Consider the following 25056-nt stretch of genomic DNA (forward strand, 5'->3'; position numbering starts at 1 on the left):
CCCCGCCAAGCAGGATGTCGGAACCCGCACCCCCCAACAGCACATCCGACGCACCAGTCCCGACAACCGTCCGAGCCGCAACCGGCAACGGCAAACCAGAACCATCATCATCATCATCGCCCGAGCCAGCGCCGTCGTCGTCATCGTCGTCGTCGTTGACGACGAGGGTCGGCGTACTGCCGCCGAAGGTGATGGAATGAGTGCCGTTCGAGAGCGTCGTAGTGCCGTTGCCGTTGTCGGTTTCCGCGTAGCCGGCGGGGTCGGCACCTGCCGGAATCTCGATCACGTCCTGGGGACGCAACGCGCCGACGATGGTGTCCTGACCGCCATTGCTGCGGAAGACAATGCGGTGGGCCGACGACAGGCTCGATATGTCGATGACATCGTTACCGTTCGACCCTTCGACGGTGATCGTCGAGTAGTTCAGGCTGGTCGCGTCGAAGTTGCCGATGACCTGGATCGTGTCGCCCTGGCTGGAGCCCTGGTCCGGACCGCCATTGTTGTTGTTGTTCGTTACATTCAACGTGTTGACGCTGATTTCTTCGATGTTGTCGAGTTCAGCAACGACGCTTTCGACACCACCGACCGTGCGGGTGATCACGATCTCCGTCGAAGTCAGGAAGGTCGTATTCAGGTTTGCTGCCAGGTTGGCGTTCTGCCCGGCGGTGACGGCATAGATGCGGAACAGCTCGGCGCCTGCGCTCCCCGACAGGATATAGGTGTCGCTGTCGGCGCCACCGTCGATGATGTCGCGGCCCTGCGTGCTGCCTTGATTGATGATGTCGTTGCCACCACCGGCGAAGATGATGTCGTTGCCACCACCGCCATTCAGCGTGTTTGCCGCGTTGTCACCGACCAGAATGTCGTTGCCGTTGCCGCCGTCGATCGATCCGGCGGTGTCGCGCACCACATCGACGTTTGCCGTATCGGTCCCTGTCCCGCGGTAGGTGAAGCTGCCGCCGTTATTGCCATTTCCGTTGCCCGTATCGGTGATCGTCACGCCGCCAGCGCCGAGGGTTGCCGTGAGGCTGCTTGTCTGCGTGATGGCCGAGATTGCCAGCGGGCTGTCGGGATCGATATCGTTGGCAAGCAGGGCCCAATTCGGGATCGTGAACGGGTTGCCGTTGGTCCAGTTCGTCACGATCCGATCGTTGTTTGCGATCATGGGGTCGTCCACCGCAACGACGTTGATCGTCGCTGTCGCCGCCTGGCTGTCGCGGATGCCATCATTCACTGTCACCTCGATGGTGCGCGCTGTCGTGGCCGGGGTGTCGGACGAGTTGGAGAAGCGGACGGAATCGATCGCGCGCTGGTAGTCGGCGGCACTCGCCTGACCGGTGAGTAGCAGGACGAATTCGCCGCTGATTACCGCCTGCGAGGCTGCGATGGCGGCCGGGCGGCCATTGGCGGTCGTCGCGGTCAGCGTATCTCCGTCGGCCATGTTCTTCAGTACGATGCGAGCCGATGCAATCATCTCGCTTGACGAAATGCCGGAGAGGCTCGAGATGCCGACCGCACCCTGATCTTCCGTGAAGGTGCCGCCCCAACCTGTCGAACCGTCATCGACCGGTGTGGTGTACTCAACGTTGACATTGTCGATCCGCACCGTCTCGTTGCTGTTGTTCACGCCACTGAAGACGAAACGGACGGCCGATGTCGCCGAGAAGGGACCGGTCAGCGCGAAGCTCGGGCCGCCATTGTTGGAAGCGCCCGTGATTGTCTCTAGCGTGGTGAACGTGATGCCATCGCTCGAGAACTGCACCTGCAGGGTCTCGCCGTTGTCCAGGCCGCTTTCTTCGTAATCGAAGCGCAGCGTCGCAGTGCCGGCGCCAACCATGGAAAGATCGACCGTCCGGGTGATCGTGGCTCCGGGTGGTGTCGAGCCCGTTCCGGTATCCTGCCGGAATTCGAGCTGGCCGCCATTGATGCGAATTTCGCCCGTGGTTGTCGCGTTGGCCGTACGGTCACCAGCCTCTGTCCATGGCGTGGTCCAGGCTGCTGATCCGTTGGAGTTGGCGTAATTCGCCGAACCGAACGCGTCACGGTAGTTTGCGCTGTCAAACGCATGCAGGTCGATGGAAGGGCCGCGAAGGTCCAGCACCCGATCGGCAAACTGAATGCGTTCGATGTTGAAGAGGCGGTCGGTCCCCTCGGATTCGAGGTTGCGGCCGGTTGCCGGGTCGATGATGCCGACGGTCGGGTTGACGTGGGCGACGGTTACGCTGCCGTCCGCGTTGTAGGTGACCTCGTAATTCTCGAAGTTGTCGTAATAGACAGCCGTGTCGATATCGCCTTCCTTGCCGCCGTCGAGGATCTCTCGGACGACCTGCAACTGGCTCGGTTTGATCTCGCCGGAGAACAGGCGGTTCTGGATTTGGGCGATCGAGTCGATGCTGAAGGCAGCCCATCCCTGGCCTTCACGCGGCGTGACGAGGATGCGTACGTTCAGCCACTTGTCGCCGTCGATGATGTCGTTGCCGCCCATGCCGCGGATTGTGTCCGAGCCGCCACCGCCAAGGATGATGTCCGAGCCGTCGGACGTATCCATGACCGCGATCTCTCTTGCTCCGGCGGGATTGATCGGAAGGCCATTGGCATCGAGATTGTGCGGATTGTAGAGGTCGAAGCGCGGGAGGTGGGCGACCAGTTCCCGCAGGCCTGCGATCCGGTCGACGTTCTTTTCGAGCAGCGCGTTGGAGAAGCTCTCGATCGGTGCGTCGGCATCGACCTGTGAGGCATTTCCGTTCGGGTCGTACCCGCCGATGACCACGTCGCGGCCGGTGAGGGTGTCGTTGCGGTCCCAGCCGGAAAGTCCTTCGACCAGATCATAGCGGTCGCGCAGGATGTTGTTCTGCTGGTTGACGAAGATGCTGATGTTCATGTTCGCATCAGCGTCGTAGTTGTTGTTCTTGAAMGTCGTCCAGTCGAAGCCGGCCATGCCGTTCGAACGGTTGATGCCGATACCCTGAACCATGATGTCGTCGCCGGATTCGGCGTCGAAGTCGGTATCGTTCTCGCCGGCGATCATCACGTCATGGCCGATGATGCGCGAATTGAAGAACAGTTCCGAGTTATCGCCGGTAAGCGTCGTCATGTTGCCCTGGGCTTCCATCCAGTCGTCGCCCTCGTTGCCGAGGATGGCGCCACCACCGCCGGTGGGCGCGCGGATGAAGTCGTTGCCCTGACCGCCCGAAAGCGTCTTCTGATCCTCGCCGCCGGCCAGCACGTCGTTGCCGTCACCACCGAAGATCAAATCCAGGCCCATGCCGCCATTGATGACGTCGTCGCCGCCTTCGCCCTTGATCACGTCGCTGGCGCCGATGTCGGTTCCGCTATCGGTGATGATATCGTCACCGTCGCCGCCGTGCAGATGGTCGACGCCGAAGCCACCCTCGATGCGGTCGTCGCCGCCTTCGCCCCAAATCGTGTCGTCGCCGGCGCCGCCGATCAGGGTTTCGCCGGCATTCGTACCGCCGAGCACCACGTGTTCCTCGCCGGTGAAGCGCAGATAGTTCGTGCCGCGAATGACGAGGGAGTCGGTGCCCGTGACTGCAGAGATCACGTCCGCCTCACGGGTCGGATCCGCATTGCCGAGCCCGTGGTTCCACTGTTTGGACTGATCCATCGTGATGACGTAGTCGGCCGTTTGGAAGGCCGAGCCGTTGATGTGAAGACCGCTGTCCTCGGTGTCGGTGTTGCGGCGGATGAGATCGGCGAAGCTGTCTGCCTCGAGTTCGTTGAGCAGGTTCTGCCCTTGCGTGCGGCTGAGATAATAGAAGCGATCGCCGTTCTGGAGATTCTGGATCTGCAGCTCGAAGACGAAGGTGAAGGTCGACCCCAGCATGCCACCGAAGGGCATCAGCGCCTCGGCAAGACCACCGATCCAGAAGTCCACCTTGTTGAGACCGGTTTCGCGCGTTGCCCATGTGCCGGTCGAATTCAGATAGTCGAGCCGCGCCTGGCGTTCCGTCGGTGTTTCGCCGGCAGCGCCGAAGACGAGGTCCCAGGCGGCGTCGCGCTTGGCTTCGGCCGTGGTGGCGGCGAGGATCGTTTCATGTGTGCCGTAGGCGGCGATGAAGTTGACGATTGAAAGCGGGTTCTTGATGTGTAGGGCGAAATCGGCCCAGCTCTCATAGGGCTTGAGGTAGCTGTCGTTCGTCTGTTCGTAGATCTGGCGCCGCGCTTCGTTGAGCGAGGGAATGCCGGTTTCGCGGGCACGGGCGATGTTGACCGTGGCCAGGTCGAGCGGCAGGCCGACGAGGTTGTTGCGCAGCGCGCTGGTCATGAACTCGTCGATCTCGTTGCCGACCTGCTGGGTCATGCCGCGGATGATGGCGCCGGAGGCAGCATGGGCATCGACACCCGCATTGTTGAAGGCCATCGGGTTGAGGAAGGCATCGATCAGGCCGATTTCCTCCGGCGTCGCCGTTCCCTGGGCACTGAGCTTCAGCATCTCGACGTTTTCGTTGAGCATCGAGTGGCCGAAGCGATAGACGACCTGGGCGAACTCCTCGAAAATCGCGCCGTCGATCTCAACGGAATGCGAGAACACGAAGGCATCAATCTGCGGGGCGACGGCGCGAACGAACTCTTCGAAGACAAGGTGCTGATAGACCATCTCCGTCGAGAAGCGTGCCGCCTGGAAGAGACGCTCGCCGTCCCATACGAGGCCAGCAGAACTGGTCGGGAACGTGGTCACGTCGACCAGCAGCCACTCGTTGAGCAGCGCGAGGTCCCCTTCGGCGAGCACCGTCGCCTTGATGGCGCTGACCTGACGGTTGTGTTCGCTGTGGAAGACGGAATGGGTCGCCGTCAGCGCGATGTTCTCGTTGCCGCGGCCGTCGCCGACGACGAAGTGGGCATCGAGCAGTTCGTCGTCATAGGTGACGTTGACGCCGAAGGCGTTCGGAAGGATCGGGTTGCCGGCAACGTCGTCTGCATCCGGGAGCACGGCGACCGGCGCCGTCGCCGGGTTTCGGTCGTGATCCACCGGTCCGCTCGGTACGGCGCTGTGAGCGATGTCATTGAGGAAGGCGCGGCCCGCGCTGAGGGCAGTCACGGCATCGATCGGGTCCGCAATGTTACCCTCGACAGGTCCCGTGGCGGTCATCATCAGCGGCAGGCCGTTGGGTCCGCGCACGAATTCGCCGTAGAGGTCCGTCACCAGGAGCGGCACGCTATGCACGTTCATGTCGCTCAGTTCGATGCCGAGCAGATCCCTTGCCTGGTTCTTGATGTCGGCCCAGGTCGGCGGTCCACCGGTAGCGCCTTGCAGCATTTCGCCGGTTGCCAGGGGCTTGCCTTCCACGAGCACATACTGGCGCAGGAAGACCTGGTGCGACGGATTGGACGTGTAGACCTGGTTGAGATCGATCCACGGCGTGGTTTCGTTGCGGTGATCGCGGATGTCGTCGGGCGTCCCGAGTTGCCCATCCGGGCCGGCCTCATTCGTTGCGCGGGTGAGGATCATGAAGTTGGTCGGGCTTCCCACGACGTAGAGCGGATCGTCCGGCTGCAGGGGGATGATGACGTTGCCGCTGCCTCCCTTCGAGGTCAGGTCCAGGCCGTGGTCGAAGAACTGACCGAAAATGGTCATGAACCCGTTGAACGAGGCCGTGTCGCCAAGGTCGGCGGCGATGTTCTTGATGAAGACGTTGTCGCCATCCATCGTCACACCGTGAGAGGAAAGCTCGTCGATGACGGCGGCATCGGCGGCCTCTGCTATCGCTTGAGCGGCTTCGGTTGCGCCGTCCCCAGTGAGGATTGCTTCGCGTGCCGCAACGGCTTCATTCAGGTTGGTCGTCGCTTCCGCCAGATCGCTTGCCGCAGCGCTCAACGTCGCGTCGACGCTCGCAAGCACAGCAGTGGCGCTTGCGGCAGCGCTTTGGGCGCCTTCCACAGCGCTTGTCAATGTTTGCTGTTCGGCAATGGCGTCCTGCAAGGCGGCGACAGCAGTCGCGTGCTCAGCCTGTGCGACCGTCAGCGCCGCCGAAGCATCCTCCAGGTTCTCGACCGACAGAGCGTAGGCGATCTGCGCGTCTTCTCGGGCATCAACAGCGGCGAGGTAGAGCGCGCTGTTCTGGGGCGTCGGAGCGTTCTGGAACGCCGTAAGGGCAGCGCTCTCTGCCTGCTGGGCCAATGCGAGATTGGCAAAGGCGATGTTGCGTGCATCCGTTGCGTCGGACACTGTCGACGCTGCAGCCTGGCTGGCTGCAAGTGCTGTGGCAGCCGCCGCCTGGGCACTTGCGACCGCAGGGGCATGTGCATCGCGCGCGGCGATCGCCGAGGCCAAGGCGGCATTGGCGCTTGCGAGTGCCTGCGTTGCTCCCGACTGTGAGGCCACGGCCGCATCATACGTCGCCTGTGCTGTCGCTTGCGCCGCCTGCGCATTGGCGACGACGACATCGGCGGCGGCCGCCGCCGCATCGGCATTCGCCTCCGCATTTGCCACGGCGGCATGCGCCGCGCGTGCCGCCGCCTGAAGGTCCATCACGGTGCGAACGATGCCGAGTGCTTCCGCGCCCTTGATATCAAGGGAAGCAAGCGCTGCAGCGATTGCCGCGGGGTTGTTCAAAGACTGGTCGGCAACGATGTTGGAGATCAACCGAGGCTGGCTGTCATAAACCGAACCAGTCGGATCGGCATAGCTGGTCTGCTGCCCGTTGCGGGGGTTGATCTCGGCCGGCGCATAGTTCGGTGTCAGCAGCCGCACCATCGTTTGATCCGATGAGCCGAGATGCGTCATGTTCGGCTGGAAGTTGTTGAACGAGCCGTCGACCGTGCGAAGGCCGTATGGAAGAAGCGGGTTGGAAACAAGCTCTGCAAGGGCAGCGCGCGGATCGGCGCCGCCGTCGATGGCTGCCGTGTGAGCCTCCGCGATCTTGATTTGCTTCAGGATGAAGTCGAGATCGTTCCGGTTGAGCTTTACCATTTTTCCCTCCATCGGCGCCATCGCGAAGCCGCGGCCGCCCGTTTCAAACAAAGTTCCACCGCCCGGCGGCGAGGCTGTCCCCTCGGCGCGCCGGTTGCTGTTTTCCGGATTGCCCGGTTCGTGAGCCACGGGYATTTCTGCTGATATTTGTATGGTGGACGCAGAAGCCCCGGAAAGAAACGGCGCAAGGTCGGACGAGATTGCCGACGAAGGGCGGAGCGCATTTCCGACTAGCGGAAGCGGCATTTGTGGCATTGGACCAATAGATAATCTGGACCTAGGTCCAGTTCTTCTTTGGACCCTGGATATTCACTGGGGAAGGTCTTTCAATTTGGCAGAATAATGCCATCATCTCCGCGGCGGCTCGGTTGGGACATTGCGTTTCCGCCACCAGCAATCCGAAAGGAAACCGCGCAGCGTGACTGAGCATTCACGGGGCATTTCGCAGGAGATCGCCGTGCCGGCGAAGCCGGCGGTCATGGTCCGTCGCCGCTTGCTGCCGCCGATGCGGGAATGGTTTGGTCGGCAGACCCTTTCCGTGCAGTTCCTGCTCGCAAGCAGCGTGTTGATCCTGCTGGTCGCCGGGGTCTCCGGCTACCTCATTTCTCGCGAGGTTTCCCAGAATGCAGCGGGCGATCGTGCCGCGGCGACGGCGCTCTTCATGCAAAGCATACTCGAGCCGGTCGGTAACGAGTTGGCCCAGGCGGGCGAGATTTCGCCGGATCGCCGGGCGCGCCTGGACCAGCTCTTTGCCGAGCCGCAATTCAAGGGCCGCTTTCCCTATTTCGAGTTGTGGTTGCCGGATGCGACGGTCGCCTATTCCACCTCCAAGGAGCTGATCGGCCGCCGGTTCAATCCGCCGCCGGGACTCGTTCAGGCGCTGCGCGGCGACGTCGCAGCCGATTACACGGATCTGACGGCAAGCGAGCACACGCTGCGAAGCCTCAATGCCCGCTATCTCGAAATCTATAGCCCCGTACGCCGGGCCGACACGGGGGAAGTCGTTGCCGTCGCGGAAATACACGAGGATACGGACATCCTGCATTGGGAGATCTTCAAGGTGCGCCTGATCGGCTGGACGGTGGTCGCGGGCGCCTCCACCCTGATCATGCTCGGCCTGTTCGGGATAGTGCATCGCGGCAGTGCGACGATCGAGCAGCAGCGACTGCGGCTGCAGCAGCGCGCCGAGGAAGCCGAGCGGGTCTCCGAGGAAATCCGTGTGCTGCGCGATCGCGCAAGGATTGCCTCTTTGCGCATGACGGATTTCAACGAGCGGCTTACGCGCGGAATTGGCGCCGATCTGCACGATGGTCCGGCGCAGTTGATCGGCTTTGCCGTCCTGCAGATGGAGCCGGTACGCCTGGCACGGTCCAAGGCCGAGCGCGACGAGGCCCTGGATGTGATCGGAGGGACGCTTGAAGAGACCTTGAAGGAAATCCGCCTGATCGCGCGGTCGTTGCTCTTGCCGGATATCGAACGCCTGGACCTTGATCAGGTTATCGCTCGGGCCACAAGACTTCATGAAGTGCGGACAGGAACCCAAGTCGGTGTCGAGGCTAGTGGCAGCAAGTTGACGTTGCCGCCGGTTATCAAGACCTGCGTCTACCGCTTCGTGCAGGAGGGACTGAACAACGCCTACCGCCACGCTGGCGGGCAGGGGCAGGCGGTCCGCTGTCGCGTCGACGGTGCGACCCTGGTGCTCAGCGTTTCCGATAGCGGCCGCCAGTCGGGCGACGGCCATTCTGCCGAAAAGTCGGGTGGCGGGGGCCTGGGTATCCACGGGCTGCAGCAGAGGGTCGAAAGCCTCGGCGGCACATTAAATTTCATCCAGCGGCAGAGCGGTGCGGAACTTAAGATGACGCTGGATCTCGGAGGAGGAATACTCGATGGGTGAACCCACGTCGGTTATCGTCGTCGATGATCACGCGCTCTTTCGAATGGGCGTATTGCAGGCACTCGGGTTGCAGAAACACTTTGCCGTGGTCGGCGAGGGCGCCTCGAAGGACGAAGCGCTCCGGCTCGTCGAAAAACTGCTGCCAGACGTGGCGCTGCTCGACATTTCCATGCCCGGCAACGGGATCGATGCAGCGCGCGAAATCTCCGCGCGATGGCCCGAGACGAAGGTCGTGATGCTGACGGTTTCGGAGGAGGACGATGATGTGCTGGAGGCGCTCGACGCTGGAGCGGCGGGCTATGTGCTGAAAGGCGCCCCTGCGCCCGACTTGATTGCGGCGATCGCGACCGTTGCCGAAGGGCAGGCTTATCTTTCGCCTGCGCTTGGCATGCGCCTCTTCGGCGTCATTCGCAATCGCACCGAAGGACACAGGGTGGAACGGCTGATCGACAAGCTGACGCCAAAGGAGGCAATTGTCTTCCGCTTGCTGGGGCGCGGTTGCACCAATCGGACGATTGCCGAGGAAATGGACGTGCAGGTCAAAACGGTGAAATTCCATGTCGGCCGCCTGCTCACGAAACTCGGTGCAAAGAACCGCGTCGAGGCGGCCCTCTTGGCACAGCGTCACTTGAAGCCTTCGCCAAACCGCAAGGCCTGAGGTAGGCAATGGCCGGCCAATGGGCGCGATCTCCCGGGGCAATTGGACGGCCGGACGGCCTTCCTGCCGCTTGGTCTTAGCAATGCTGGACGCAGGTGGCCTTAGGATTGTCCGCCCACCCTCGATGGGGAGGGAAACTTCTATCGGAGGGGCGAGGCGGCGCTCGCTGGCGTAGAACGGCGCAGCCGGTATCGAGCGTCGGCCCGCCGATCCATGCGAGGGTAGGGCGCTTTAGTTGATCCGTCCGCGATCGACCGTACCGTCCGGCAGAACGTCGAGGCGTTGGGCCGCCAGCACAACTTCCAGCCGGTTCCTCACGTCGAGTTTCTGCATCAGCAACGTCATGTAGTGCTTGACGGTCTTTTCGCTGATATCAAGACATCTGGCGATTTCGCGATTGGTGCTGCCGCGCATCAGATGGCGGACGATCTGCTCTTCGCGCAAGCTCAGACGCTGTTGCGCCTGCTTGCGTCGGCGCAGTTCTGCGGTCTTCATCGCCATGATGACTTTGGTGGCAAAGCCCGCGGTGATGAATGTGTCGCCATCGTAGACCGTGCGTATCGCCTGATGCAGATCACTGGCGGAACTGCCTTTGAGCACGTAGCCTGCGACGCCTTGGTTCAGCACCTGGATGGCCGTTTCGATGCTCGAATTCGCTGTGAAGACGATGATCCGTGTCCCCTGATATTTCTGTGCAATCACCTCTATGGCGGCAACTGTGTCGCCCGGCATACTCAGGTCGAGCACGAGGACATGGGGCGAATGTTCTTCGACGATCTTTAAAGCGTCGACCGCATTCTCGCCCTTGGCGACGATATTGAGGTCACTTTTCCCGGAGTATAAGCTGACCAGCCCTTCAAGTAATATTGGGTGGTCGTCGACAAATGCGACTGAAATACACATAATTTTTGCTCTCCGACGGCAATTTGTAAATTACCAACCCTACGATGCAGAGAGACGACTTCCATGCGATCGATATATTGGTCGTGCATGCTGTATGGAATTCTGAAATATAAATTCGTACTCAAAGTATTGATATCGAATACATTCAACGTACAGGCGCAAGCGAAGTCGAGTTTCTTCTTGAGGGTGCCCTCCGGCGCGCCCGATACGCCGACAATTCGATGGGAGCGCCGCTTATCGGTGCCCCCTAAATTATAGTAGTGCAATAGAGGTCTGTTTTAAAGTGCACGCTTAAGAAACGGTTAATTTGCGGGTTCCATCTGGAGATGCCGCTGCCGCCTCCTGTTAGACCGTGAACCACCAAAAATATGGACGTACCTGCCATCTATGGCACTCCGCGTGCTATCTGACGCGGAAGAGGTCGCTGCCGTGTTTGCATTTGCTGCTTGCTCAAGAGGCGGGTACTCGCGCGCAAACGGGAGCGCCACGGGTCGGGCGCGCACCCCGCAAACACCTGATCGGCCTCCATCCGAGGCTACCAGTGTCACGGGCCGTTTTAAACTCGGTGCGCACCTGTGGGTGGGGAGAGGAGCGCAGGTTCAGTCCTTGAAGCCGATCGCTTTCTTGACACCCGACTTGAATAGCTTTTCGGCCCGAGAAATCGGGAGCCGCTCAATAAATATCTCGGAGTAGTCGTAGTGCGTCGCTCCGAAACGCTCCTTGAAATGTGAAAGGGATGCCGAATTGCCGCTCTCGCCCAGGTGATAGTAACGACAGCCTGTCCGACACGCGTCTTCTATCGAGAGTTTTTGGAGCAGATCGTTGGCGCGAGACGTTCCCAATGCAACTCGGTCGATTGCGCCCCGGGCGTCATTCACGTTTTTTCCCATCAAAACGAGGGATGCCGCGACCGGTTGCCCATTCACCCATGCTGCCCAGACCTTGGAGTTCGCACCGAGCGCCTCCTGGATTTGATAGAGCTTTTTGATGGGATCTCGCCTGCCAAAGCGGAACTTCGCTAGCCAGAGCGGTTCGTTTTGCTGTTCAGCCCACCGCTTGACGGACCTCTCAAGCAAGTTGTGAAGGAGGGGGATTAGTTCGCCGTTGCTGCTGCTTTTTACGATGACGGCCTCTCGCTCGGCTTTGCGAATACTGACCCTTGTCGCTTTGGTGAAGAGCTTGCCATAGACGTGGTCGAACCCTTCCTTCAGATCGATCACATGGGCACGGCGCGGTTTCATCATCAGACCCAGGCCGTGCGCCGCTTCGGACCACCGTTTACCCTGCAAAGGGTTCGGCCTGACCCGAATGCTGAGGAAACGCAATGCCATGAGGTCCTTCAGTACCTCCCTGAGGTGGCGGATGGCTGTGTTGTCGCAGCACACCGCCCCTCCCATTCCGCAACCATCGGGGTAAGAACCTGCAACAAGGTCCACCGGACCTATGGCCGTCGTGGTTACGAGCGGAACTATAACCTGGCAACCGTCTTCGAATACGTAGTAGCGGCTGATATCTTTGAACTTGCCCTCAGCGCAAATCGCATTGTTCCACTCCGGCGATTGATAGGGCATCGCCTCGTGGTCACGCGTCATCAATTGCTTCCAGGCGTCACGCGGCGCAGGGCTGGTGACCCGGTAGCAAATAGTTGACGTAATCCGATCATCAGGAGTGTATTGCATGGCCCTACACAAGAAAATTGGACTCTTAAGATCGAGAAATTCAAATAATTCAAATATCTGATGCGAGGTCTGACGTAGAGGAACGGCCAGCGAATAAACTAACAGCCCGGAAGTCTTTGCGGTTGGGTAAACTTAGGCATTATATATATTACGCATGTTTTAATTTATGAAAAGCCCCCCCCTGCCCATAATCTCGCCGGCGTTGTGTCTTCTCACGGGTGGCGAACGCCTACGGACATCAGTGGCTTGACTGCACCACCGCGAGAATAAAGGATTGACCTGACGTGTAACGAGTTTCGGTCACCTGGCGGCCAGCAGCGGCGCCGCCCGTTTCCATTGGCTCGTGTGTGTGCTCTTGCTTTGCATTGTGTTTGGACAACTCTAGCCGGGACGAAATGTCATGAGTGGAAACGGCTTCGAAACGATCTTGGTGACCGGCGGAGCCGGGTTCATTGGTGCGCATCTCGTGCGACGATTGTTGGAAACTGGTCGTCAGGTTGTGGTCCTAGACGATCTAAGCTCAGGGAAACCGGATAACGTACCCCCGGCCGCCACCTTCATCAAAGGCTCTGTTCTGGATCGGGAGGCCGTTCGTGAGGCGCTTGCCCTGGTTGATGCCTGTATCCACTTGGCGGCGGTCGCTTCGGTCGAAAGGTGCAACCAGCAACTAACGTCTTCTCATGCAATCAACATAACAGGGTTCTTAAACCTCGTTGAGGCAATTGCGAATTCCGGTACCAAGCAGCCGCTTGTCTATGCCTCTTCGGCCGCCGTCTATGGGGCCAGCCAAAGCCTGCCGCTTTCTGAAGAGGGAAGGTGCGTTCCTCTGTCACCATACGGTGCCGACAAACTCTCATGCGAGTTGCACGCCCGCGCTGCCTATGAAGTCTACGGCATTTCGACGACAGGCCTTCGTTTCTTCAACGTCTTCGGGCCGGGCCAGGATCCGCGGTCGCCCTATTCTGGGGTGATCACCAAGTTTGCGCAAAGGCTGAGCAGAGACGAAAATATCGTGATCTATGGCGACGGCACGCAGACACGCGATTTCGTTTACGTCGCAGATGTGGTTGAAGCGCTTATCCGCTCGGTGGAGCGCCCTCCCGCTGGTGCCCGGGTCTTGAACGTTTGCAGTGGTGTAGAGACGTCGATTAATGATCTCGCACGAATAATGATCGAAGAGACGAAATCTGGTTGCGGTATCGACTACGTCGACGGCCTGCTCGGCGAAGTTAGGCGATCCCAAGGGTGCGTGCGGGCATTTCAAGAAGCGCTCGACTATCGATGCCGAACGGATCTTCGCGTTGGATTGGCACAGTTCCTGGCGCCGGATCGGCGATAGCTTGCCGTGACGTCACGGCGATCGCAGCGCCCACCATTGAACCGAACGCCAGTAGACTGGCCGGCTGTGACCGGGACCTATCCGGCCGGCGGCTAGTGATACCGATTACCAAGGGCACTACCATCGGCCGTCGCGGGCAGGAGCCGAAAAATTTTCGCATTCGCGGATGCCCGCACCAGCTTGAAACGAGACGACATAAGTAAATCTTGCTCGATGCGATCGAAGTCACCCGGCCGCATTTGCCCGTTGGCCTCCAGGGAGGCCTTCTGGCTGCGCGTCAAAATTACATAGGCGTCGCGCCAGCGTGGATTGTCCATCCAGCGCAAAAAGACACTGGACGGGTTGGCGACGACTTCTTTTCGAGTGGCTTCGGATTCCAGTGCGATCGCCAAATAGTAGAAGTTTTCGTAGTTCATGAACTGCGAGGGGTAGCTACGCGAGCCCTCGATGAGGAGTGTATCTTCCGGAGCCGAACGGTAGAGCCATTCAGCCACCGCGACCTCATCCTGCGCGAAGCGGTACTCGCGATCCTTGCCGTTGTTCGCAAACAGGAAGCCGATGGTTGAAAGCAATAAAATAGCGGCAAGTGGTGCAAAGACATAAGCCGGGGCCCCCGCCCGCACTGACGGAAAGAACGCCGTGGCGGCGAAGAAGGCGAGGAAGGGCGATGCGAAGAGATAAACACGGAAAATCGACTCTCCGCCATACGCCACGGCGATAAGCGGCATTGGTGAGAGCAGGAGTGCCGCGGCAGTGAGGTCCCAGTGACCATTCAGCAGCCGGCGCAATCCGCCCAGGAGCGCAAAGACAATGACACCTGCCGACAGCGCGCGCCCGAACAGGACGACCCAAGCGCGATCGGCACTCACGTCAGCCACGTTCGCCAGCTTGCTCGTTGCTTCAGCAAGGGTGCCCATGCTGGCCAATTCGCTCAATATCTGTTCGTAGACGAAAGGGGCCGCGGGCCAGAGAAGCCACAACACTTCAGTGATGATTGCAAAGATCAGATAGGCGGGCGAAAGCCATCCGAGCACGGTTAAAGCTGCCGCGGCAAGGATAATCATGAGAGGCGTCAACTGATGGGTGACCACGATGACCGAAATAAGTGTCATGGCGAGCAGGGCCGAAAGCGCACGGGTTAACCAGCCACCCGTCCAAGACGGCAGGCCGCCGGGCAATGCGGGCGGGCCAAGCACATTCAGAAAACGAGGTCTTCGCGCCGCCCATGTTGTTTCGCTTTTGCGCAGTGGGCCGAGAAACAGACCGATGAGAATGAGGTAGCAAAGAAATGTGACGCCCTGGGGCGAGAAGTAATCCTGGCCGACCCAGTTGGCTGCGACGAATAGCCAGCAGGCTGTCAGTTGAAGGCGGCGGTCGGCCGATAGTCTTTTGACCACTTGCAGGAACGCTCCGACAAGGCCGAGCGTCAGGACAGGTGGGGTAAAACTTACAATTGGTGCGAGATCGACTGATCTCAGGCCGAAGCGGTCGGCAAGCCAAGCTGTTGCCGCGAAAAGCCCGGGCCAATTGTGATAGGCTGCAAGAAATGACGCATTTCGGTCAACGGCGTCATAACGTTGTATGTAATCGATAACGCCCAGATGCTTCCAGGCCCAGGAATAACGCAACGTTCCGTACACGATCGGCGGCGTACCGTGCAGGATAATAACCAGCGTGACCAGATAGAGAATAGGCAACGGGCCGCGCGTTCGTCCCCCGCAAACCAACCAGGCAAAACCGGCTGCAAGCAACGTTAGTGAAAGAAAAAAGCTTCGTGGCAGAACCGATACCAACCCGATGTCGGTCATGCGGTCGGGGTCTATCGCAGGCAGCGACACTGCCCAGAGAAGGAGCGTCGCGGAGAGTATAGCGGTAAGGGCCACATCATATCGCCCGGCAGGCCGCCGCGATACTGCTTCCACTCCTGTGTTGGAGGCAATGTCTTCGACGTTAGCAAGGACGGCCATACTTTTAGCCCTTCCTTGCGGCGACGGAGGCTGGTTCGGAGCTCGCCACACTTGGGCGGCCCCTTTGTCGCCGGAGGCAGCCGATCGCAAGCGCGTGCGGTGCCGCAGTCACTTTTCCGCCATACCAGGCCAAGACGAGGTCGATGTTGACTGCGAGCCACAACGATTTGTCAGCAAAGCAGGCTGATTTGGTGAGATTGGTTGCAATATGATGCCACCAGGCCAGCCCGCACAATGCGCGCAAGACCGCTGGGTCCGAGAGGGCACCGTAGCTCTCCTCCAGTGCGGCATTCAACGGCGCCATTCCAGTCATTTCATCGGACGACAGCAGCGGTGTTTCCAAAACCCGGCGGACGACAAATCCCAGATCCTCGCCGCTGCGCGCTGCGCGTGCCGTCAGCAACAAGAACATGGCATCAAGGCCTGGAGGGGTGTCCTGGGTGGCGGTCTCCCAGTCAATGACTGCGCTCAGGCGAATATCTGCATCACCTGGCCCGCTTGTAAAAAGCAAGTTTCCAGGAGCGAAGTCACCGTGCCCGAGGCCGAGAGACAGGGAGCGGCCGTGCCAGAACTGATATTGCTGTTGTCGGAAAATGGCGAGCGCATCAGCGCGCGCGGGCTCGCCCAGTAAAGGTGAGCGCGACGCGCGTACGGTTTCGGCTCCAAAATCGAGCCAGCGTTCTAGCCAATCGTCGTTGATAATCCGCTTTGCCGCAGTACGCGAGTGCATGACGTGGATGGCGTTTATCGACTGGGCGAGAGCCGGGATGTACTGTTCGGATTTGGCAAAAATCGAACGTCCGTCTTCGCCCGGCAGGGCGCGTTCTGCGAGCTTGGCTCCCGATGAATCAATGGAACTCGCAACGATTGTGGATACCGCGAAATCAAGTTGAGCAAGTGCGGGGTTGGAGGCTAACTCCTGGCTCCTTTTGATGTGTCGAGTGACCGCTCTATGTCCCTCTGGTGAGGTCGACGCCTTGAAGACAAGGAGTTCCGCGGGCGGGCGGGCCGTACGGAACATGCCTGTCCGCACATCGCTCTCCCGGTAGAATTCTTGCACCGTTTGCGGATCCGGCATTTCGAGCCCGGTCGCAGCACAAAAGCTTGCAATCGATGCCTGAAGCGGCGGCGAGGAATGGCGTCGAGGTCGGAGATTGCTCCACAGCCGCGCCAGCGATGACAGCAAGCGCAATGTGAGATCAATCCTGCCGGCTGGCCCGAGCCGGTGCGAAAGGTCAGCCAACAGGCCCGCAGCGGTGATGCTATGGGCAACAAGCCACGCAGTTGCCATCCCGACCGCGCCATGGATGACGACAAGCGGAGTGCCAAGGCCAAGCACAATGGCCAATGTTACCACTTGAGCTAGCGCGACGACCTGCGTTCGACCTGTCGCACGGGCGACGGCAAGCATAAGCGTCACAAGGCTCCAAGGCAGGCATGAGATGGCAAGCAGCCGCAGCAGCGTAGAGTTTGCTGCCGAAACTTCCATGCCAAGCACGGACAGGAGCAGCGGTGCAGCAAGAATGAGCACAAACACAACACCCGCCAACGGTGCAACGGTATAAATTAGTGCATCGACCGCGAGCCGATGCAACTTCGTCTTGTCGAATGCGATCTCTGCCAAGAGGGAGATGCCCATCGAACGACTGATGAGATAGACCCCGTAAACGATCTCCCAGCAAATATAATAGACCGCCAGATTGGCCGAGCCGCCATAGTGCAGGACCACGAGTGGCGCTGTTCCCATCGCCGTCATCGAAGCGAGGGTCCCCAGATAGTCCCAACCAAAATAGCGGGTGAGTGCTCGGCGGTCAGCTCTCTCGGTGTCACCATTGATGCGGTGTTGGGGAAGAAAGCGAAAAAAAATCAGCCAATTGATGCCGGCCAACAGGAGCGGAAGCGGCAATACCCACGCCGCGTAGAGCCCCGCGCCTAAGATGGAGGAACCCGCAAAAAGCGTCAGCAGCAGCAGCTTGGCAACAGCGAACACCGCGTTTTCAAAGGGGACAACTGTCGCACGACGCAAGCCGGCCAGTACACTGTCTTGGAGGGCAAAGAGCGTCCAGGCGACCGTTGCGACCACGAAGGCTGCAGCCGCGATGGGTTGCTCGCTCAGGAAACCCAGCTCCGGGGTGAGGCGGGAGATGAACATAATGGCGAGCGTGGAAAGAAGGGCCGCCGCTGCTGCGGCCAATGTATAGGCCCAAAGCACTAGCCGAACAGCGCCATTCTGCCCGGTGGCAGGCAGGTAGCGGTTCAAAAAATTGCCCATGTTGAGCTGTGAAATGTTCCCAAGCGCCAGCATGGTAGAGATAAGCGCGGCGCCGAGTCCCACTTGCTCGGGGGTATAAAAGCGTGATGCCAGCCCCCAGAAAACGAGTCCAAGTGCCGATGTGAGCCCGGCGCTCGCGACCAGCGCGTAACCGTTTTTCAAAAGCGACGAGTGGGCGAGGGCCGCTATCGCCGGGTACGCACGTGAAATTCGCGACATGAAGTTAGCTGTGTTGTGGTCCTTGCGTTGCAACATCAGCCGTCGTCCCGTTGCCAGATTCGTACGTAGTCGATGAGGTATTGCGAGGGGAACTTCGTAGACTTGGGCGGGGTGCCTGCCCACTCACCCCCAACTGCCAAGTTTAGGAGCAGATACATCTCTTCGCTGGATATCGCTGCGGCGTCGGTTTGGCGCCAAACCTCCTTGCCGTCGAGGTACCAGATGATCTTATCCGGGTCCCAGGTGAGGCTGTAGATGTGCCAACCCGCCGACAAGTCTGCCGTCTCGACATCCTTTCCGACGCTTTTCTTCTCCGAGGCTGCGTCGATGTAATGATAGTGCATCCGCAGCGTGGAGGCAGAATCTCCAAGAACCTCCATGAGGTCAATCTCCGGTCGGGATTCTCGGCTCTCAGGCAGGAGCCATATCGCAGCCCAGAACCCCTTACCCGCTGGGACTTTCGCTTTGACCTCGACGTGCCCATAGCGAAACCGCACGCGCGATGGCCGAGGCAATTCGTCGTAGTCACGCCCTGTGGTGACGATGCCGGAGGTGTAATCGAATGTGCGCCCTTCAATTCCCTTGGCCTTTTGTCGTCGGGCAGTCAGGCGGAGATGGCCGTCGGAAAGCGAGACGTTTTCGGGCCGGTACCATTGCAGTTCGCCATTGCCGAGATTAGTGCAGCCGTCCTTGTTCCACCAATAACAAGTCGTCCACTTGTCCCGGTCAAGCTGGTGGCCGTCGAAATCATCCCCGAACACGAGTCGCCATGAGCCCTTTTCGGCGATCGGAACTGGCTCGTCGGCGCGCGCCGCCGAAAACGGCAGAAAGATGGACAGAAAGATGCCGGCGATGGCGACCGATCGGCTAAGACGCATCACGAAACCCTACCACGCGTTTAACGGTACTTCGGGCGAAGCTATCGATCCTTGCGAGCGGAACGCGCTCATATCGATACTCTGCATAGGGAATGGCGATTGCACCGAAGCGAGACTTAAATTGTGCGAGAGAGGCAGAATTCCCCGTTTCACCCATATGATAATGCGTACTGCCGAGCCGGCAGGCCTCTTCAATGGCCGTGGCCTGAAGCAGATACGTGGCGCGGCTTTCGCCTGCGAGCCCCTCGTCGATCGCGCCGCGCGTATAATGTGCTTGATGATGCATGAGCACCAATATTGCAGCAACGGGGCGGCCCCCAAGCCGGGCGACGTAGAGGCGAAAGCCCTCGCCCAGGTTGGCAGCCATCGTAGCGAATTTCGAGCGAGGATCGCGGCGCAGCCCACGGAAGCGAGCAAGTGCAGCCGGTTCATGCTGTTTGCGTGCCCAGCGCACGAAGGACAGTTCGAGCAGGCCATGGAATTCGTCGATCAATCGATCACTGTTGCCAGCTTCCACCTCCACGCCATATTTTTGCGCACGTCTGATGTTGGTTCCTGCGTTGGACCGGAACCGCGCAGTTACTGCTTCAAAGCCGCCGGTCAGATCGACGACATGCGCCAGGCGAGGAATGGATGCCCAGCCCGGTCGCATTGCCTCTGCCCAAACGTGCGCTTTGAGAGGGTTTGGCCGGACCTTTACTCCGACATAGGGCAATGTCTCCAGATGAGCGAGTACGGAGYGTAACTTGTCAGGCGAGATCTCCTCATCCGATAGCAGCCCGCCAAACCCCCAGGCCGGCGGCGGCGACCAAGCGTAGCGCAAAGAAGCGACACCCCTGGTAAACAGAGGCAGCACGGCATGACTGCCGTCGGCGAAATGGAAGTCCTGCGGGTTACACCGGTAGTTGCCGGCGGCTGCGACTGCCTGTCCCCATCGCGGGGATTGGCTGGGGACTGCCGCCTGGTCGTGTTGATAGAGATTGAGCCACATGGCATCTGAAGCCGGCCCACTGGAATGAATGAGGTGTCCAAAGGCGTTTGGACCGATCGGTTGCGTCAATGCCGTCTCCGAAATCATACTGTCGATCCAGCACTTCCTTCTGGTCCATTATCGATAGCTTTCGCAAGCATAGGACGATTAAGCAGGAAATGAAATGCCCCAGATTGATCTGTCGGGGGGCGTGCAATCTCACAATTTTGTGCTTTACTGGGCGCGAAAAAGTGAAGTGGCAGGCTATGCGTGGAGCCCGCGAATGCCTCACCGATTGCGAAGATACCTATTCGAAACGGTATGCAAACTCAAAAGTATGAGCTTGCGCAGGGCTCGTCTGCTGATCGTTGGGGCCGTATGGATGGCCGCTGTCTTGCCAGCGGCAGCCCAGTCTGTGGTTCTGGACACGGACGGGATATCGTTGCCTCATCTGGGGAGCGTGCTTCAACAGGCTTACCAACTGCCGCTACTGATTGACGCAGAATCCACACCGTCCAAACGCCAAGAGGCGCTGGCAATCGAGAAAGCGCGGTTGCGAGGTGTGATCGCGGATTTCGGCTACTTAGATGGAGATATCGTTGAAGAGCATCAGGCTGGAAAAATAGTTCTTCGGCCGAAGCTTGGTGATCTCTACAGGGTGACATCCGTCGAATTGAAGGGAATCCGGCAGTCGGAACTGGAACGTGAAGTCGTAGATAGACTGGCCGCGATCATCGAAGAGCTCGTCGGGCAGCCCTCGACGACTTTTGTTGCTGAGACATTCACGCGGCGCATTCTCCAAGCTGTCAGTGCGGAGGATTTCGCGCTTGCACAGAGTTACAAAATGGAGTGGGTCCGCAAGGGCACGGGCATGGTGTCCGCCGTCATTGGCGTTGATTTGGGTCCCCGCACTCGTTTCGGGTCCGTCCAATTCAGCGGTGCGCTGCGCATGCAGTCCGAACTCCAGCGCCTCGTTCCTTTTCGGCCGGGCGAGCGATACAGTGCCTCACGCGTCGAAGAATTGCGCCGCAACCTTGAAGCTCTTCAGACGGTGAAGTCAGTAAACATCGCCATCGGAAAAGACCAAGACGGACTGCTCCCGATTGATGTTCGGATCCGTGAAGCGCCTGCAAATCTCGAAGCGCTCCGTCATACAGACCCAATCGACGTTGGAAGTGGCCTCGTCGCGATGGCGGGTCTTCTTTTGGTACAGGTCGGAACGCACGCTGGCATTGTCCGATCTCGCCTGCGCCCATTAATTTGGGTCACGACCGCTTCCTTGTTTGTATTCGCCCTTCTTGCCACCCTGCGGCTCGCAAGCTTTCTCGCTTGAGGGGCGTGCCTTACACAGTCTCTAGCGGTCGCCTTTGGGTGACGGAATAAGGGTTCCAACAATCAGTGGCCCCGTGATCGGTTGGCGTTGACTGGCGGCTTCGGCGAGAACAGCGTCGATTTCTTCCTTGAGCGCGTGACCTTTGGCGACGAGGGCCGCCTCGGTCTGGATTAGTTCAGATTTATCGCCAACCGATGTCGCGATGGCGCGCCGCACCTCTTTCACCTGAGCAGTGAGCGCGTTCCACTCTGTCATCAGTTTCATCCACCGCTGAACGGGGTCCGTTTTGGGAGCCTTTGCGGTATGTTCTTCCGATTGCATCGGCATCGCTTGCCTTTGATTTGCGTCGTAATCTCAACATACTGCTTCAGTCAGTATACTACGCGATTCCCTCTTCCTACGCCATCGATCTTGCAGCTGTGGTTGGTCACAAAGAACCATCACGCATTCGGAGTGATGCGATTTCGATCAGTTGGATGGGAGGCGATCTCCTCGTCGCGAACACGATACATCCATTCCGTCGCGTCCAAACCGCACGATTGAGGTCACGAGAACGTGTGTAGAAAGTCTGGATCTCCACGCTTCTTGCGTGGGGCGTTCGCTCCCATGAATCGCCTGAAATCCTCTGTATCTAAGCTATCCTTGATATTGTCATTTATGTTTCTGTTTGCGGAAACTTGATCGCTTTCAAGAAGAAAGCGAAGGGCACGAATATAAAGTCTCCGGAGAATTTACGGCTCTCACCAGGATTGTTTGCCAGAAATTTTCCGAAATCGGCAAATTCCGCGTGATATACCTTGATATAATTCTGAAACAAAAGGCTCGTTTGAAGTAAATATTCGAATACATCAATAATAATAACGACTTACTTCGAAAGCTGGCCATCTTCAAGAAAAGCATGTGATGGTTTACAAAGTTAGAATATTGTAATAAAGCTGAACGCGTACAAGTAATTCAAGCTTTTCCCTTCCGCGGTCATATACATGACTGGGGATCCATATTTTTTTGCTTTCATTTTTTTGAGTGGAGGAATTTGAAGCGAAATGGGCGAACAATTTCACGAGTCATTAAGAGCAGCCCTCCGCCCGTCCGCTATGGACAAGGCCATTTTAGTGCCGAGGGTTAGTGTTATCGTCCCAACAGTAAATGAGGCGCTGAACCTTCCACACGTATTGCCACGTATTCCCGCCTGGATCGACGAAGTAATTCTTGTCGACGGCAATTCCTCCGACGGAACGGTCGCGATTGCGCGAGAGCTTATGCCCGACATCGTCGTGATCGAGCAAGCGCGCCTTGGAAAAGGTGTTGCGCTTGCCGCTGGTTTCGCGGCGGCCCGTGGAGACATCCTTATTACCCTCGACGCCGATGGCTCGGCGGACCCGGAAGAGATGACTGGTTTCGTGGGCGCGCTGCTTGCCGGAGCCGATTTCGTCAAGGGATCGCGTTTCCTGCAGGGCGGCGACACGCGTGATATGGAATGGTATCGACGCCTCGGGAATTGGGGCTTGTTGCAATTGGTGCGCCTGCGTTTCGGCGGTCGCTACAGTGATCTTTGCTACGGGTATAACGCCTTTTGGCGTGACGTGTTGCCTCATTTGCGTGTCGAGTCCGCTACAGGTTTCGAAATCGAAACGCAGATGAACATCCGCGCACTGCAAGCCGGTCTCGCGATTGCGGAACTCCCAAGCCGCGAATATGCGCGCATCCATGGTGTCAGCAATTTACGCACAATACCCGATGGGTGGCGCGTGCTGAAAACAATCGCTCGGCTGGGCCTCAGCGAGCGCAGCCGTGCTGGCGAAGCCGTCCGAAACCGTACACAGCGGGCAGGTTGAGGCCCGTTATGAATTCGATTGCGGTTGTGATCTGCGCTTATTCCGATGAGCGCCGCCTCCAACTTGGCGACGCTATCACCTCGATACTCGATCAGACACGGCAAGCCGATCGGCTTGTCATCGTCATCGACCACAACGACGACTTGTTGTGTGCGATGCGGACTTCTTACCCTGATATCGAGGTAATCGCCAATGATGGGGCGCGCGGCCTTTCGGGTGCGCGAAACACCGGTGTGCTCGCCGCTTTCCCGAGCGATGTCGTTGCATTTCTTGACGACGACGCCATTGCTGAGGCTGACTGGCTGGAACGGCTTACGGCACATTATGCTGATCCGAAGGTAATCGGTGTCGGCGGCAAGGTATTGCCACTTTGGCAAGTCGGGCGACCACGGTGGTTCCCGGAAGAATTCCTGTGGGTCGTTGGTTGCAGTTATGATGGCTTGCCGACAAGGCTAAGCTTGGTCCGCAACCCGATCGGCTGCAATATGTCGTTTCGGCGGAGCGTTTTCGATGTCGCTGGCGGCTTTCTTGAGGGGCTCGGTCGCAGCGGACAGGATGCCGCCGGATGCGAAGAAACCGAATTGTGTATTCGCGCGTGCCGGCATCTCCCCGACGCTCTGATCCTTTATGATCCCCAAGCGGTTGTTCACCATCACGTCACCGCAGAAAGAACGCGGTGGGACTACTTCCGAAAGCGATGCCAGGCCGAGGGACGCTCGAAAAATGCGGTGGTCGGCACTGAAGGAGCGGGCGCGGAACTTGGCACCGAGCGTGCCTATGTCACCCGGACATTGCCGGCAGGCGTCCTGCGCGGCGTGAGTGATATGGTGACCCGGCTTGATCCCTTTGGACCGGCCAGAGCTTTCGCCATTGCTGCGGGGCTCATGTTTACGACAGCAGCGTATCTCGGGGCAAAATTCTCCAGACGAGTGAACCCGTTCCACCCCATCAAGATCGTCAGCGTAGACCATACAAAACCCGTTCCGGCGATCGATCTCCGGCGGCCGAGTGAAGGGCCATATGGCGGTATCTTCTGTTTGGTTCGCTCCGGGGCAGATCCGCTCAGGATTGTCGAGCTTCAGCATTCTGGCCCCATCATTGAACCCGCTGACCTACTATCGCGTATAGGTACCGTGCGCTCTTTGCCGGCGACCGCGGCCGGTCCTGCCCCCGTGCGCGAAAAAGTGGCTGTTGTGATAGCAACACGCGACCGTGCTGAAAGCTTGGATCGCTGCCTCGCGTCTCTTTTTAATCAAACCCGTGCACCCGACGAGGTGCATGTCGTAGACAACGCACCGGCATCGACGGCAACGGTGGATCTGATTTCGGCGCGGTACCGGGGGCGGGTGCATTATGTGCTTGAGCCGACCCCGGGGCTCGGCCGAGCGCACAATACCGGCCTGCGTTATGTGTCGAGTGACATCGTCCTCTTCACCGATGACGACGTTGTACTCGACCAGCATTGGGTCGAAGCGATGGCCGGGCCGATGGAGGAGGACAAAGCAGTCGGTTGCGTGACCGGCTTGATCCTGCCGGCCGAACTCGAAACCCGGGCGCAAGTCTGGACGGAACGGCACGGTGGTTTCGGCAAGGGCTTTCAGCGCCGCGTCTATGATTTGGAGGCGAACCGGCCAAAAGGCATGCTTTTTCCCTTCACGGCCGGCCAGTTCGGCTCCGGTGCGAACATGGCTTTCCGAGCCAGTGCGTTGCGTCGAGTTGGTGGTTTCGATGCGGCGCTTGGTGCTGGAACGCTGGCGCGGGGTGGCGATGACCTCGCCGCATTCTTCGCGATCATAAGCGGCGGTTTCCAGCTGGTATACCAACCACGGGGCATCGTCTGGCATTACCATCGCCGCGGCGAAGAAGGCATGCGCCGCCAGGCCTTTTGTTACGGCATGGGGCTCGGTGCCTACCTGACGAAGATCATTGTCGACGAACCGCGTCGGGCTTTCCGACTTGCCAAGGCATTTCCGGCGGGCATCCTCCACATGGCGGGGCCAACCTCGCAGAAGACAGCTCGGTTACCCAGTGATTATCCGCTGCGGCTGATTTGGATGGAGCGTCTCGGCATCCTCGCAGGAATTCCGGGCTACTTTAGAAGTCTCGCGAAGCGCAGGCGCGACGACCGGCCGCGCAGCGGCCTCGACGCAAGGCGACCAGCCCAAAAAGAGGTGTGAT

At 59.2% G+C, this 25056-nt stretch carries 14 protein-coding genes; 6 read left to right on the forward strand and 8 right to left on the reverse strand.

The window, feature by feature from the left end; translation table 11 throughout:
* On the reverse strand, positions 1–6931 hold a 6931-nt coding region (locus AB4Z53_RS21010; RefSeq protein WP_441597567.1), incomplete at its 3' end, for a peroxidase family protein.
* A gap of 418 nt (positions 6932–7349) precedes the next feature.
* On the opposite strand from AB4Z53_RS21010, the gene AB4Z53_RS21015 reads away from it, so the two are divergent.
* A complete protein-coding gene (locus AB4Z53_RS21015; protein WP_441597568.1) occupies positions 7350–8825 on the forward strand; it encodes a sensor histidine kinase in 1476 nt (491 codons plus the stop codon).
* On the forward strand, positions 8818–9483 hold the full coding sequence (locus tag AB4Z53_RS21020) for a response regulator (RefSeq protein ID WP_441597569.1): 666 nt from the start codon (positions 8818–8820) through the stop codon (positions 9481–9483). Before AB4Z53_RS21015 ends, AB4Z53_RS21020 begins: the two co-directional genes overlap by 8 nt.
* A gap of 231 nt (positions 9484–9714) precedes the next feature.
* Here the strand turns inward: AB4Z53_RS21020 and AB4Z53_RS21025 are convergent, their stop codons facing one another.
* Together AB4Z53_RS21025 and AB4Z53_RS21030 are read right to left on the reverse strand one after the other, a co-directional pair.
* Positions 9715–10386: a response regulator gene (locus AB4Z53_RS21025; RefSeq protein ID WP_441597570.1), complete on the reverse strand. Its 672-nt coding sequence runs from the start codon at positions 10384–10386 to the stop codon at positions 9715–9717.
* Positions 10387–10985: 599 nt separating this feature from the next.
* Positions 10986–11978 carry a hypothetical protein gene (locus tag AB4Z53_RS21030; RefSeq protein ID WP_441597571.1) on the reverse strand — a complete coding sequence of 331 codons (993 nt, stop codon included), beginning with the start codon at positions 11976–11978 and terminating at the stop codon, positions 10986–10988.
* A 487-nt stretch (positions 11979–12465) separates the two neighbouring features.
* Between AB4Z53_RS21030 and AB4Z53_RS21035 the strand changes: the two genes are divergently transcribed.
* Entirely contained in the window at positions 12466–13404 is a 939-nt protein-coding gene (locus AB4Z53_RS21035) for an NAD-dependent epimerase/dehydratase family protein (RefSeq protein ID WP_441597572.1), read from the forward strand.
* Between the two features lie 92 nt (positions 13405–13496).
* Here the strand turns inward: AB4Z53_RS21035 and AB4Z53_RS21040 are convergent, their stop codons facing one another.
* From AB4Z53_RS21040 to AB4Z53_RS21055, 4 genes are read right to left on the reverse strand one after another with little or no spacing between them, the layout of a single operon-like run.
* Positions 13497–15371 (reverse strand): hypothetical protein, encoded by a 1875-nt coding sequence (locus AB4Z53_RS21040; protein WP_441597573.1) that lies wholly within the window; start codon positions 15369–15371, stop codon positions 13497–13499.
* Positions 15372–15375: 4 nt separating this feature from the next.
* Positions 15376–17898, reverse strand: a complete 2523-nt coding sequence (locus AB4Z53_RS21045; protein ID WP_441597574.1) for a phosphotransferase — start codon at positions 17896–17898, stop codon at positions 15376–15378.
* Positions 17898–18740: a glycoside hydrolase family 16 protein gene (locus AB4Z53_RS21050; protein WP_441597575.1), complete on the reverse strand. Its 843-nt coding sequence runs from the start codon at positions 18738–18740 to the stop codon at positions 17898–17900. Before AB4Z53_RS21050 ends, AB4Z53_RS21045 begins: the two co-directional genes overlap by 1 nt.
* The gene (locus AB4Z53_RS21055; RefSeq protein ID WP_441597576.1) at positions 18730–19800 is read right to left on the reverse strand and encodes a GNAT family N-acetyltransferase; all 1071 of its coding nucleotides are present in this window, start codon (positions 19798–19800) and stop codon (positions 18730–18732) included. Before AB4Z53_RS21055 ends, AB4Z53_RS21050 begins: the two co-directional genes overlap by 11 nt.
* Before the next feature lie 94 nt (positions 19801–19894).
* Between AB4Z53_RS21055 and AB4Z53_RS21060 the strand changes: the two genes are divergently transcribed.
* Positions 19895–21043, forward strand: coding sequence for a POTRA domain-containing protein (locus AB4Z53_RS21060; protein WP_441597577.1), 1149 nt, complete (start codon positions 19895–19897; stop codon positions 21041–21043).
* 21 nt (positions 21044–21064) lie between these two features.
* Here the strand turns inward: AB4Z53_RS21060 and AB4Z53_RS21065 are convergent, their stop codons facing one another.
* Positions 21065–21298, reverse strand: a complete 234-nt coding sequence (locus tag AB4Z53_RS21065; protein ID WP_291151004.1) for a hypothetical protein — start codon at positions 21296–21298, stop codon at positions 21065–21067.
* Between the two features lie 788 nt (positions 21299–22086).
* Here AB4Z53_RS21065 and AB4Z53_RS21070 point away from each other — a divergent pair.
* Both AB4Z53_RS21070 and AB4Z53_RS21075 read left to right on the forward strand, forming a co-directional pair.
* On the forward strand, positions 22087–22878 hold the full coding sequence (locus AB4Z53_RS21070) for a glycosyltransferase family 2 protein (RefSeq protein ID WP_441597578.1): 792 nt from the start codon (positions 22087–22089) through the stop codon (positions 22876–22878).
* A gap of 8 nt (positions 22879–22886) precedes the next feature.
* The gene (locus tag AB4Z53_RS21075; protein ID WP_441597579.1) at positions 22887–25055 is read left to right on the forward strand and encodes a glycosyltransferase; all 2169 of its coding nucleotides are present in this window, start codon (positions 22887–22889) and stop codon (positions 25053–25055) included.
* Position 25056 lies beyond the last annotated feature (1 nt).

Source organism: Ensifer sp. 2TAB8 (genome assembly GCF_052115125.1).
Classification (GTDB): domain Bacteria; phylum Pseudomonadota; class Alphaproteobacteria; order Rhizobiales; family Rhizobiaceae; genus Ensifer.